Below are 13,681 nucleotides of genomic sequence, written 5' to 3'. Positions count from 1 at the left end.
CTATGGTTAAAGAAGTAAAAAAAGACGTTCCGGAAATTAGCGTAGAACAGAAACTTTCAGCTCTGTACAAACTGCAGACTATCCTTTCGGAAATGGATAAAATCAAGACTCTCAGAGGAGAGTTGCCACTTGAAGTGAGAGACCTGGAAGACGAAATAACAGGTTTGCACACACGTATCGAGAAAATCAAAAACGAAATAGAAGAACTGAAGCAGAATGTGGCAACAAGAAAGATTGACATAGAATCGGCCAAGGCTTCTATAGAAAAATACAAGGCACAGCAGGACAACGTGAGAAACAACCGCGAATATGACGTGCTGACTAAGGAAATAGAATTCCAGTCGCTGGAAGTGGAACTGAACGAAAAGAGAATAAAAGAGGCTAACGCTTCAATCAAGGCGAAGGAAGAAGAAATAGTTAAAAGCGAAAATCTGCTGGAAGAAAGAACAAAGGATCTGGAAGACAAGAAGAACGAACTGGATGAGATTGTAGCTGAAACAAAACAGGAAGAGGAAAGACTGAGAGAAAACGCGAAAAGCATTGAAAGCACAATTGAACCAAGACTGCTGCAGGCTTTCAAACGTATCAGATCAAACTCAAGAAACGGATTGGGAATCACTTACGTGCAGAGAGGCGCGTGCGGCGGTTGCTTCAACAAGATTCCGGCACAGAGACAGTTGGACATCAGAATGAGAAAGAAAATCATAGTGTGCGAATACTGCGGTAGAATTATGGTTGACCAGGAACTGGCCGGTGTGGCTCCTGCAGAAACTGAAGCTCCAAAAGAAACAAAAACAAGAAGATCGAGACTTTCAAGCTCGGCAGAATAAAAAACAAGTCAATTATCATGAAGGCGGGACTGCTGGAATTTTTTTCTGTAAAAGATTTTCAACAGCCCCGCCTTCTTTTTCACTATAATTCGGAGTAATGGGGAACGGAGGTAAGAAAGGTGGTGGTGCCGGTGGTATAATCGACCTTGCAACAATAATGGTTGAGTCCGTTGCTGACTATGAGATAATCGACACGGAGGACGATGTTGTAGCGGAGGATCTGACTGAAAACTTTGCGTGTAATGGGAACATCGGATGCCTTGTACTCGACTATCATACGGGGAGAAAGAGAGGTGTCGTAAAGAACGGTGTCGCAACGTCGGGAACATCCGTTGAGGGTTATGCCTACCTCATTGGCCAGAAGTCCGGAAGGATAACCGAGATGACGGATGAGGTAATGGACAAAATGCTGGCGTACCCATTCTTCGGGAGTGAGGGCCACATATTTCTTCCTCAGAATATCGAACACTTGTTTCTTGCCGCTTACATCGGCAATTTTAAGAGACGCTGATGGCAGGTTTAATGATAACATTTCGTATATTTGCATTTAAAGTTGTTCCGTCTGGATTTTGTAACGGAAATTTATCAGGAACAAAATTAGTAAAACAGACGGAAACGGGAAAACCTATAACAAACAAATTAAAGAAACAACAGGCACAATGACATACGAAGAGATAGCCAAGGACATAAAAAACGGGAAATTCGCACCGGTATATCTGCTAATGGGTGAAGAGGACTACTACATAGACAGAATAGCGGACTATATAGTGGAAAAGGCCCTGGACGAAAATGAAAGGGAGTTCAACCTGACGGTGATGTACGGACTGGATACGGAACCGGCAACTATAGTGAACAACGCGAAACGGTATCCGATGATGTCGGAACGCCAGGTAGTGCTGGTGAAGGAGGCGCAAAACCTCAGGGGATGGGATGAACTGGGATTCTACATGCAGAAACCGCTGGAAAGTACGATACTGGTGATATGCTACAAGCACGGTAATCTGGACAGAAGGAAGAAAATTGTGGCAGAGATAGAAAAGAAGGGCGTGGTGTTCGAATCGAAAAAACTGAAGGAAAACATGCTTCCAGGATTCATTTCGGCATATCTGAAAAGAAGAAAAATGGAGATTGAGGACAACGCGGCTGAACTGCTGGCCGAATTCGTGGGCAACGACCTGAACAGAATGGCAGGCGAACTGGAGAAGCTGATAATTACAATGCCTAAGGGAAAGAACAGGATCACTCCGGTGGAGATAGAAAAGAACATCGGAATAAGCAAGGATTACAACAACTTCGAACTGAAGAACGCCATAATAGCAAAGGATCTGCTGAAGGCAAACAAGATTGTGAAATATTTCAACGACAACCCGAAAAACAATCCTATACAGCCGACACTGACTTTACTGTTCAACTACTTTTCGAACCTGATGGTGGCTTTCTACGCTCCGGAAAGAACGGAAAACGGAGTGGCGGCATACCTGGGACTGAAATCTCCATGGCAGGCTAAAGAGTATATGCTGGGAATGAAAGCATATTCGGGAGTGAAGGTAATGAACATAATATCGCAAATAAGGCTCTCTGACGCACGATCGAAAGGAATAGATAACGTAACACTTACGCAAGGAGAAATACTCAGAGAACTCATCTATTTCATTCTACACTGATGTTTCCGGCATACAGACGGGATAAACAACAGGAAAAACACATATAAACAGCTCTATCCGTAAGAGGATGGGGCTTTTTTTGTGCCAGTAAACATACAAAAGGCAAATGGCACGAGATTTTAAAATTTACAGGCAACTGTACATTTGGACGAAAATTTTCAATTCTCAGCGATTTTGGGAAAAAACAGGAATTTAGTTTACATATGTAAGTAGACAATAGGTTTATATTTGTAAATTACAATTGTAATCTAATTACATAAGTACAAAGCAGATGGCAAAATTTTACATTTATAACTGGATATACAAATGTAATAGGGGAGAAGATACGGTTGTAATGAAAATTCAGGTTCAGTGTTTATACTTGTAAATGTATATTATTCCGTGTGGTATATAGAAGGCTATATACTTATATTCTAGGTATTTAAAGGAATATATCTAGAATTTACTAGAATAAATATGCGGATAAAGAGGGAAAAGGGGGACAAATACAGGTCTGTATGAATATAGGCATGAATAATACACTTATAATCAATATATTATATGAATTATACAAATGTATTGTTTAAATGAATTACAACTGTAAATGATACAATATGTAAATTGTTTACATTTGTATTTACATTTGTATCTGTTACATTTATGAATGTAAATTTGCTTTTGTAAAATCTTATGTTTACCTTTGTAACGTTGTTTAAACTGATAATTCCATTTGTAAATGAAGGACAGAATAATCCAAATCATGCGTTCGACGGGTCTGAGCAACGCTGATTTTGCTGAAAAGATAGGAATTTCCACATCGTCGCTATCGCATATTTTCAGCGGAAGGAACAATCCGAGTCTGGACATGGTAAAGCGACTGCACAAGTCTTTCCCCGACATAAGCCTGAACTGGATAATGTACGGCGAAGGAAGCATGTACGAAAACGAAGCCGGTAAAAGCGCAACGGACAATAACGACAACAGGTCAGCTGACGACAGCCAGGAAAGAACAGGCAGTATGCCTCTGTTTGAAAACGCCGAGAATCCGGAAAACACGGGCAGCGGACAGTTTTATTTCGATTTTCGCAAGGAGAAGCCGTCGGAAACGCCTGTTTATGCACCTAAAGAATCTGAAAAAGAGGTGGTTAGATATATAGAAAAACCTGCTCCGAAAATCACTGAAATAAGAATTTTCTACGATAACGGTACTTTTGAGGTGTTCAAACCGGAAAGCAAGTAAACGCGGGGCCGAACTTTAAAGAAAAAAATGCCGATTTGCAGAGGGACTACACCTTATATATAGGCACCTCGGAATTAAAAGTTGAAAACAGTGTTTTCACTTTGTACTTCACTCGGTTTGCACTATCTTTAGATAAGATAGGCGGCACCTCGGAATTAAAAGTTGAAAACGGAGTTTTCACTTTGTACTTCACTCGGTTTGCACTATCTTTGCATTACAAAACGATTTTATCCGGTTTTTTATGAAAAAATACATTTTAGATTTGACTGTAACAGAGAACATACGTCTGCACAACAACTATGTTCTCATAAAGCTGACACAGGACAAACCGCTTCCTGAAATGCTTCCCGGACAATTTGCGGAAATACGTATCGACGGTTCGAACACGACTTTCCTGCGACGTCCGATTTCAATAAACTATGTTGACCGCGCGAATAACGAAGTGTGGTTCCTTGTACAACTGGTAGGCGACGGAACAAGAAAGCTTGCCACTGTGGAAAAGGGCGATACTGTAAACGTGGTTCTTCCGCTGGGCAACGGATTCACAATGCCTGAAAGTACAGATAAGAAGCTTCTGCTTGTGGGCGGAGGTGTTGGTACCGCTCCTATGCTGTACATGGGCGAGGCTCTGAAGAAGATGGGTTGCAAGCCTGTATTCCTGTTGGGAGCACGTTCGGCAAACGACCTTCTGCAACTTGACGAGTTCAAGGCTTTGGGTGAGGTTTATACCACTACCGAAGACGGTTCGGCCGGCGAAAAGGGTTATGTGACAATGCACAGTGTATTGAAGAATGTGAAGTTCGACATGATTTATACATGCGGTCCGAAACCTATGATGATGGCTGTGGCAAAATATGCGAAGGAGAACGACATTGAATGTGAGGTGTCATTGGAAAATACAATGGCGTGCGGTGTAGGTGCATGTCTGTGTTGCGTGGAAAACACTCAGGAAGGTCACGTGTGTGTATGTAAAGAGGGTCCGGTATTTAATTATAAGAAATTATTATGGCAGATTTAAGCGTAAACATAGGAAAGCTGAACATGGCTAACCCGGTGATGACTGCATCGGGAACTTTCGGCTACGGTCTGGAATTCGAAGATTTCGTGGACCTGGAAAAGATTGGCGGTATCATAGTGAAAGGTACTACACTGCATCACCGCGAAGGTAACCCTTATCCGCGTATGGCAGAAACTCCGATGGGTATGCTGAACGCTGTGGGACTGCAGAACAAGGGTGTACATTATTTCGTGGAAAACATCTATCCGAAGATCAAGGATATCAAGACTAACATGATAGTGAACGTGTCGGGTTCGCAGATTGAAGACTATGCGGAAACTGCACGTATCATCAACGAACTGGAGAACATTCCGGCTATCGAGCTGAACATCTCTTGCCCTAACGTGAAACAGGGAGGTATGGCTTTCGGAGTGACTGCAAAGGGGGCCGAAGAGGTGGTAAAAGCAGTAAGAGATGTTTACAAGAAGACTCTTATCGTGAAGCTCTCGCCTAACGTGACTGACATAACTGAAATAGCACGTGCGGCTGAAGGTGCGGGTGCGGACAGCGTGTCGCTTATCAATACTCTGCTGGGTATGGCTATCAATGCAGAAAAGCGCAAACCGGTACTTTCGACTATAACAGGAGGTATGAGCGGTGCCGCAGTGAAACCTATCGCACTGAGAATGGTTTGGCAGGTGGCTAAGGCTGTAAAGATTCCTGTAATCGGACTGGGAGGTATCATGAACTGGAGGGACGCTGTAGAATTCATGCTTGCAGGTGCAACTGCCATTCAGATTGGTACCGCAAACTTTATCGATCCTGCCATTACAGTGAAAGTGGCTGAAGGTATCAACGACTATCTGGAACGTCACGGATATTCATCGGTACGCGATATTATCGGGGCACTGGAAGTATAAGGTTACTTGCCTTCTCATATTAAATACGAAATCCCGTGGAACTCAGGCTCCACGGGATTTCTGTTTTTTATACCTTATTATATATTATATTACTACCATAATACTTATAAAAGACTTACTCCCCAAGCAAGTCCGGACGAAGACGTTTAGTACGTTCGAGCGACTGCTGGAATTCCCATTCACGTATCTTCGCTTCATGACCTGAAAGAAGGATATCAGGAACTTTCCAGCCTTTGTATTCGGCAGGGCGGGTATATACGGGAGGAGCCAGAAGATTGTCCTGGAAAGAATCGGACAAGGCTGACTGCTCGTCGGAAATCACTCCCGGAATGATACGTACGATAGCGTCGGTGATGACAGCTGCTGCAAGCTCGCCACCGGTGAGGACATAATCGCCTATGCTTATTTCCTTGGTGATGAAATGCTCACGGATACGGTAGTCGATTCCCTTGAAATGTCCGCAAAGAATCATGAGATTTTCCTTCAGGGAAAGAGTGTTGGCCATAGGCTGGTCGAACTTCTCGCCGTCGGGACTTGTAAAGATTATTTCATCGTAATGACGCTGTTCTTTCAGGGCTGTGATGCAACGGTCGATAGGCTCTATCTTCATCACCATACCGGCACAACCGCCGAAAGGATAATCGTCAACACGACGGTATTTGTCGAGAGTATAGTCGCGAAGATTGTGGATGTGAATCTCTGCAATACCTTTTTTCTGCGCACGGCTCATTATCGAGCAGTTGAAAAAGCCCTCAATCATCTCAGGCAATACTGTTATAATGTCTATTCTCATATATAGTTTGGGAGTTTTTTGTTTTTAGTTGTTAGTAGTTGCAAAAATACACATTATCCTCCGTACTTATGGCGGCAGGATGAGTTTTTTTGCTAAATTTGCATTGCTAACATCGTAAATATTATGACAAATCCTGAAATTGAAAGAATATATCAGCTGCGTGAAGAACTTCACACGCATAATTATAATTACTATGTACTGAATTCGCCTGTGATAAGCGACATCGAGTTTGACCGCATGATGCGCGAACTGCAGGATCTGGAAGCCAAATATCCGGAAACGTATGACGAGAACTCGCCTACGATGAGGGTGGGAAGCGATATCAACAAGGATTTCGTGCAGGTGGAACACAAATATCCTATGCTTTCGCTGGGTAACACATACTCTGAGGAGGAGGTTACGGACTTCTACGAGAGGGTTAGAAAATCGCTTAACGAGGACTTCGAAATTTGCTGTGAAATGAAATTCGACGGCACTTCGATATCACTTACTTACGAGAACGGCAAGCTGGTGCGAGCAGTGACACGTGGAGACGGAGTGAAAGGTGACGATGTGACAAACAACGTGAAGACTATACGTACCATTCCTCTGGTTCTGAAAGGTGACAACTATCCGAAGGAATTCGAGATACGAGGTGAGATACTTATGCCGTGGGAAGTGTTCGAGAAACTGAACAAGGAACGTGAGGCACGTGAGGAACCTCTGTTTGCCAACCCGAGAAACGCGGCTTCGGGTACGCTGAAACTGCAAAACTCGTCTGTAGTGGCATCGAGAAAGCTTGACGCATATCTTTATTATCTTCTGGGCGACAACCTGCCATGTGACGGACATTACGAAAATCTGCAGGAAGCACGCAAATGGGGATTCAAGATTTCGGACACTACACGCAAGGTGAAGACTCTGCAGGAGGTGTTCGACTTCATAAAATACTGGGATACGGAAAGAAAGAACCTGCCTGTGGCTACCGACGGAATTGTACTGAAAGTGAACTCTATCAGACAGCAGAAGAACCTGGGATATACGGCGAAATCGCCTCGTTGGGCAATAGCGTATAAGTTTCAGGCGGAAAAGGCTCTGACGAAGCTACAGAAGGTGACATACCAGGTGGGACGTACGGGAGCCATAACACCGGTGGCAAATCTTGATCCGGTACAGCTGTCGGGTACGGTAGTGAAAAGAGCATCGCTGCACAATGCGGACATTATAGAGAGTCTGGATCTGCACGAGGGGGACATGGTTTATGTGGAAAAGGGAGGCGAAATTATCCCGAAAATAACTGGTGTAGATATTGCTTCGAGAACTCCCGGCAGCATGCCTGTGAAATTCATCACACACTGTCCGGAATGCGGAGAACCGCTGACCAGATTTGAAGATGAAGCGGCACATTATTGCACGAACGAGGATTCATGTCCTCCGCAAATCAAGGGCAAGATAGAGCATTTCATAAGCCGTAAGGCCATGAACATAGAAGGACTGGGACCTGAAACGGTTGACCTGTTCTATCAGGAAGGAATGATAGGCAATGCAGCCGACCTGTATAATCTGCACGAGCAGGATATTGCACGTCTGGAACGATTCGGAGAGAAATCGGCACAAAACATAATGGCAGGTCTGGAAGCTTCGAGACAGGTAAGTTTCGAAAGGGTATTGTTTGCTCTGGGCATAAGATTCGTGGGTGAGACAGTGGCGAAAAAGCTTGCACGTTCAATAAAAAATATTGACACTCTGATGTCGGCCACCAAGGAAGAACTTATGGCCATAGACGAGATAGGAGAGAAAATAGCGGAGAGTATAATACATTTCTTCAGCAGCGAAAAGAACCGTGAACTGGTGGCCAGACTGAAAGCTGCAGGGCTGAAAATGGAAATGGAAGCCGAAGAAACAGCAGCTGTATCGAACGTCCTTGAGGGGCAGTCGATAGTGATAAGCGGAGTATTTGCCGTTCATTCTAGGGACGAATACAAGGACATAATAGAGAAGCACGGCGGAAAGAATGTGGGAAGTATCTCAAAGAAGACAAGTTTCATTCTGGCAGGTGAGAATATGGGTCCCAGCAAACTGGAAAAGGCACAGAAACTGGGAATAAAGATTATGGATGAAAAAGAATTTCTGGAGCTGATAGAAAATGCGGAAAAGACTACAGTAAAGGAAGAAAAGCCAGCAGAACCTGTAGCTACGGAAACGGTGGAAGAAAAACCCCAAAAAGCAAAAGGGAACATACAGTTGGAATTATTTTAATTCAAAATTTTACCAACTTAACCAAAAAAAGTGATAGAAATATAGTTTTAAATGAAAATATTAGTACTTTTGTAATTCACAAACGAGGAATTCATTAATTTATGATACGAAAAAGATTGAAAGGAATGGGAGTGGCACTAATCACACCATTCAAAGAAGACGGAAGCGTTGATTACGATGCACTACTCAGACTGGTGGAATATCAGGTGCAGAACGGTATAGATTTTCTCTGTGTACTGGGTACAACAGCAGAGACTCCAACACTGACAGCTGAAGAAAAAAAGAAGATAAAATCGCTTGTAATAGAGAGAGTTAACGGACGTGTTCCTATACTTCTCGGTGTGGGCAGCAACTGTACACAGACTGTAATAGACACTATCAAGAATGACGACATGACCGGTGTTGACGCATTGCTGATAGCTGTACCATATTACAACAAACCTTCGCAGGAAGGCATATATCAGCACTATAAGGCTATTGCACAGTCAACCAAGCTTCCTATCGTACTTTACAACGTTCCTGGACGTACGGGAGTAAACATGACAGCAGCCACAACATTAAGACTCGCACATGATTTCGACAATATAGTAGCCATAAAAGAAGCATCGGGCGATATCTCGCAGATGGACGAAATAATCAAGAAGAAACCTGAGAACTTCGATGTAATCTCCGGAGATGACGGAATAACATTCCCGTTGATAACTTTGGGAGCTGTAGGTGTAATCTCTGTAATAGGTAATGCGTTCCCAAGAGAATTCAGCCGTATGACAAGACTTGCATTGGCTGGCGACTACAACAGCGCACTGACAATACATCATCAGTTTACGGAACTATTCAAACTTCTGTTCGTGGACGGAAATCCTGCAGGAGTGAAAGCGATGCTCAGCATGATGGGCATGATAGAAAACAAACTGAGACTTCCATTGGTTCCTACAAGAATCACTACTTACGAAGAAATGCGTAAGGTTCTGGAAGGATTGAAAGTGAAATGCTAGAACAACAATAAATCAATAATACAGGAAAAATGCTTTATCGTTCAAACCGAAGGATAAAGCATTTTTCGTTTTCTGTAGATTCAATATTTTCAGACAAGATTTCATTTCATCCAAAAAATCGGATTCTCAGCAATTTGAAATAAAAATAGAAATCAAACAAGTTTTATGAGAAAGGGAAGCCCCTGGCGTATTTCCATATTTCTAATTAAACATAATACTGATTATATAAAAATCAGGGACAGAAAAATAAAACTATAAATATAGTCATTTCCAGTGAGATTTGCAATAAAGGTGATATCCGTAATAATAAAGTTTAACGGTGTTCATCTCTTGAAACCAAAGATGAACACCGTTAGCATTATCTATCAATCTCGTTCAAACAAGAACCATCCTTTACCAGACTTATTGATTACATAGAACGGTTTATAACCGCCAACTTTTTGACGAACAACTATATTTACGTCGTAGAAACTGTCCAAGATACCTTGTATGGCATTCTTACCGTTTTCATCGTCTGTAAAGCCTGAATCAAAACCATTGTTTGTGAAACGAATCTCATCATTTGATATGGACTCATACACAGTCTTATAGAATGCATAACCATTAGGGCCTGCAGGATATATGACAAAGTCCCAATTCCAATCCTTATTTATTTCAATGGTAGTCATTTTAGGATGCTGTTTTACCATTTCCAGGAATTTGGCAGGCATATTACCACGACTGCACTTTCCCGAATTCCTATCGATTACTATAGTATAATGATGCCCTGAATTCTTATCAAGAAACTCAGTTGATGCTGTAGGATTATTATCTAATGACAATGAATTATCTCCGCTCAATACAAGATTATTATTGTCATCAAGTTCTATTCCTGTTATCCCCTGTACGGGTTCTGTCCATGAAATCGATCTATCAGACTTATTTAAAGCTACACCTTGTTTGAATTCGATTTCTCCATTATTCAAGGAATAAAAGTTTACAGTGCCAGCATTCAGATCCATATCATAATATGCGGCAAATTCGCCATTCTTACGGAATACTCCAGAATCAAATTTACCAAGCAAAATACGTTTTTCTATTGAAGAACCTTCTACAACACTATAGTCGTCCTCATTCTGAGGCTGGAATTTGAACCACTCTCCGCTTGACAAATTTATTACAAAGAAGATATGCGAACCTTCCATTGCAGGAATAAACAGATTTTCGGAATAATAAGTGTCCAAAATGGTCTGACGAATAGTCTGCTCATTCAAATCCTTATCTGTTGTAAAATTGTCTGGCAAAAAACTTCCAGTCCATTCAGCCTTTATCATATCCTTGGAAAGAACAGTATATTTCGACTGATATGATGTATAATTATTAGGATAAGTTACAAATGTCCAGCCATTTCCTGAGTTAAGTTCTATCACATTCATGAAACCTTGTGACATAGCTCCCTCCCATAATGCTCTGGACATGGCTCCCCTACCGTATGAAGGTTGTTGTCCACGGTTTAGCTTTATTTCGTAATGCACACCGTTTCCCTTAAGGAATTCCGTTGCAGCCGTAGTATTACCGTCAATTGAGGCTGAGGAAGCACCTTCGTCCATTGTAAGGGAAATTGTACCTGTAGCAGTATCATATTTCATTCCTTTGACTCCACAAACGGGAATCTGCCAATCCAATGAATAGTAACCTGTGGTAAGATCCTGTTCTGTGATTTCAGCCGGTTTATATTGCTCAAAATCTTCTTTAGACAACTGTATGAACTTAACTTTCCTATCAGCATAATTTATATCATAATATGCCCTGAAAACTCCTTCAGAATCGCGTATAACACCCGAGGTCATCTGTTTTTCCTCAAGCTTTCGCCAGAATATCAATGCTCCGCTTTCAGACTTATTCAGCATATCTGTTTTCTGCGATGTGATGTGCATGTTCTGCTTTATGTCGAAACCTTCATTCACTTCGGCATAGAACATGTCATCGCCGGCTGTAAGATATACATTCAGCTTGTCAACTTTTTTACCTTCTTCAGTAGGGATACATATAAGGTCTATCCTGACCCCTCCATTTTCAGTACGTGCTGTAGCCGTTACAGGTTCTTTCAGAGTGACAGACAATCCGTTGTTCACCCTCAGTCTCCACCTGTCTTCATCCTCACCTGCCAACAAATTCAGACTGGCAGACGTCGTAAGAGACGGAGCCACAATATCAACTCTACTTAACAAAGCTGGATCAAAACCTTCGAAAGGTTCCAGATCAATCGTCAATCTAGATGTTTCTGCATTAAATCCGAGTGTTGTTATCTGATCATTATTGTAAATGCCTGAAGACGAATATACCATAGAAGACAAATCAATGGCACCATTCTTATATATGAGATCCGTCAAATCAACAGGTATCGCAGATATGTCTGTGCTTATGGCTCTATGAGGATATACTGCCGTTACTTTAGTTCCCTCCTTTAAACCGTAAGGATAATCGCCACGTATGGTCGCACTTTCCAGATCAGCACTTACTGATGTAACTGTGAAATATTTCGGAGTCTTAATACCATCGAAAAATACAGAGACTGAATCGCCGACTTTCCACTGTGCCTTAACGTCAGGATCTACATTGGACTGGCTCACAGGTATGTCCATCATCTTTACTCCAGGAATGTATTCCTCGGGAGTACATGCTCCGGCAGCCACCAATCCGGCTGCCAGACATATATTCTTCCATTTGTTTAAAATATTAGATTTCATAAGTATATCAGTTTCAAGGTTATTTTACTCTGTTATCTGTTCTGACAATACATCTTCCTTATATACTCTCCATAATCCACGGAGGATGTCACTCTTGCAGTCTTTTGCAGCAATATCGGCTGCAACAGCCGTATTGTCAGCAAATATAAGTTTCACAGCAGCCTCGAAAGTCCATCCTGATGTTATAATTTGAGTTGAATAATTGAATTTTCTCCAGAAATCACCGTCGTATCTTCTAAGCCACGCGATAAAAAATCCTGAAGGATCATACTGTTCGAGCCATGGATGAGGTGCTCGTTTAGGATCTTCAGTCTGATCCTCAGCTTTTGCCACTGCAACTTTTGCTCTAGCCATTCTTTCTTTGTCGCTGAAACCTCCACAAATCAATCTGGAAGCATCTGCTCCTCCCTCGACGAAGCAATAATGGTTGTGGGTGTCACCCGCATTCAGATTGTTTACCTGCATTGTGTGAGTCAATTCATGATAACAAACACCGTCTATCTCTGCTTTTGCTTCAGCTACAGGTTTAGTTATGAGATTTGACACAGCTTCCTGACCTATACATACTATTGTGGTATTTCCAGCCCCTGTCACATAGGCTACTATACCCGGATCATTTGTCTTCTTAAACCAACAATCGATCTCTACCAGCTCTCTGTAAGGGTCATTCTCATTAAACCACATCGCTCCACAAACTGTCTTAAGAGAATTTTCATAATACGAATAAGGAGGAGTACCTACAACCTGATAATAAAGGTTACTTGCGTCTGTTCCCGGGAAATCGTTGGTTTCCTTCCATTCCGGCATATGCATATCCTTAAATGTTTCTTCAGGACCTATATTCACATTCTTAATATCAAGGCCAAGGTCTTTAAGCTTACAATAATCACTGAAAATCTGTTCACCTTTTTCATTACGCCATATACTTCTGTAGATAACTGATGAAAAATCTTTTGTAGCAATGGCAACTCTCTCGTATGCCTGAGGAAAGTTCTTGTCGCGCATGATATTTGTTGTCAAAGGCTTACCGGAATGTGTAGTAAAAGTAACCTCTGTTCCAAGGAAATTTGCCTTCAGCTCATCTGAAACCGGTTTCCAGTAAAGGTACAATTCCTTAAATGTCGGCTCGTATTTGGCTTCTGCTATCTCTACTATCTGCGCATCACTTACGCCAGGAAGCGAAGGACGCATGCCCTGACCATTGAAAGGATCGCCATCATTGCATGAGATAAGTCCCAAAACAGCCATAACACATATATAAAATAACTTTTTCATAATTGTTTTACTTTAATGTTT

Annotated in this window: 10 protein-coding genes and 1 pseudogene; 7 read left to right on the top strand and 4 right to left on the bottom strand. The window is 42.0% G+C overall.

Going from position 1 to position 13,681, the window contains the following annotated elements; all coding sequences use genetic code 11:
- The first annotated feature begins 2 nt into the window (after positions 1-2).
- Positions 3-830: a C4-type zinc ribbon domain-containing protein gene (locus Q0486_RS06800; RefSeq protein WP_299231452.1), complete on the top strand. Its 828-nt coding sequence runs from the start codon at positions 3-5 to the stop codon at positions 828-830.
- Positions 831-912: 82 nt separating this feature from the next.
- Here Q0486_RS06800 and Q0486_RS06795 read toward each other — a convergent pair whose 3' ends face one another.
- Positions 913-1,362, bottom strand: a complete 450-nt coding sequence (locus Q0486_RS06795) for a type I restriction enzyme HsdR N-terminal domain-containing protein (protein WP_299231450.1) — start codon at positions 1,360-1,362, stop codon at positions 913-915.
- Between the two features lie 127 nt (positions 1,363-1,489).
- Here Q0486_RS06795 and holA point away from each other — a divergent pair, with 127 nt between their 5' ends.
- The 4 genes from holA to Q0486_RS06775 all read left to right on the top strand — a co-directional run bounded on the left by holA (position 1,490) and on the right by Q0486_RS06775 (position 5,630).
- The gene (gene holA, locus Q0486_RS06790; protein ID WP_299231449.1) at positions 1,490-2,494 is read left to right on the top strand and encodes a DNA polymerase III subunit delta; all 1,005 of its coding nucleotides are present in this window, start codon (positions 1,490-1,492) and stop codon (positions 2,492-2,494) included.
- A 715-nt stretch (positions 2,495-3,209) separates the two neighbouring features.
- Positions 3,210-3,713, top strand: a complete 504-nt coding sequence (locus Q0486_RS06785) for a helix-turn-helix transcriptional regulator (RefSeq protein ID WP_299231447.1) — start codon at positions 3,210-3,212, stop codon at positions 3,711-3,713.
- Positions 3,714-3,954: 241 nt separating this feature from the next.
- Positions 3,955-4,731, top strand: coding sequence for a dihydroorotate dehydrogenase electron transfer subunit (locus tag Q0486_RS06780; protein WP_299231445.1), 777 nt, complete (start codon positions 3,955-3,957; stop codon positions 4,729-4,731).
- Positions 4,719-5,630, top strand: coding sequence for a dihydroorotate dehydrogenase (locus Q0486_RS06775; protein ID WP_204393594.1), 912 nt, complete (start codon positions 4,719-4,721; stop codon positions 5,628-5,630). The genes Q0486_RS06780 and Q0486_RS06775 overlap by 13 nt, the downstream gene beginning before the upstream one ends.
- Positions 5,631-5,745: 115 nt before the next feature.
- Here the strand turns inward: Q0486_RS06775 and trmD are convergent, their stop codons facing one another.
- Positions 5,746-6,423: a tRNA (guanosine(37)-N1)-methyltransferase TrmD gene (trmD, locus tag Q0486_RS06770; protein WP_299231442.1), complete on the bottom strand. Its 678-nt coding sequence runs from the start codon at positions 6,421-6,423 to the stop codon at positions 5,746-5,748.
- 123 nt (positions 6,424-6,546) lie between these two features.
- Here trmD and ligA point away from each other — a divergent pair.
- Both ligA and dapA read left to right on the top strand, forming a co-directional pair.
- A pseudogene (gene ligA, locus Q0486_RS06765) lies at positions 6,547-8,544 on the top strand (NAD-dependent DNA ligase LigA); the annotation flags it as partial.
- Positions 8,545-8,762: 218 nt separating this feature from the next.
- Complete coding sequence (gene dapA, locus Q0486_RS06760) at positions 8,763-9,656, top strand: 4-hydroxy-tetrahydrodipicolinate synthase (RefSeq protein WP_299231440.1); 894 nt, start codon at positions 8,763-8,765, stop codon at positions 9,654-9,656.
- A 365-nt stretch (positions 9,657-10,021) separates the two neighbouring features.
- On the opposite strand, the gene Q0486_RS06755 is transcribed toward dapA, so the two are convergent.
- Together Q0486_RS06755 and Q0486_RS06750 are read right to left on the bottom strand one after the other, a co-directional pair.
- Complete coding sequence (locus Q0486_RS06755; RefSeq protein ID WP_299231438.1) at positions 10,022-12,385, bottom strand: hypothetical protein; 2,364 nt, start codon at positions 12,383-12,385, stop codon at positions 10,022-10,024.
- A 24-nt stretch (positions 12,386-12,409) separates the two neighbouring features.
- Positions 12,410-13,660 (bottom strand): basic secretory protein-like protein, encoded by a 1,251-nt coding sequence (locus tag Q0486_RS06750; protein WP_299231437.1) that lies wholly within the window; start codon positions 13,658-13,660, stop codon positions 12,410-12,412.
- Between the last annotated feature and the right edge of the window lie 21 nt (positions 13,661-13,681).

The organism is uncultured Bacteroides sp. (genome assembly GCF_937912035.1).
Taxonomy (GTDB): Bacteria; Bacteroidota; Bacteroidia; order Bacteroidales; family Bacteroidaceae; genus Phocaeicola.
The sequence above is the reverse complement of the archived record's forward strand: the minus strand, read 5'-3'. Positions and strand labels throughout refer to the sequence as shown.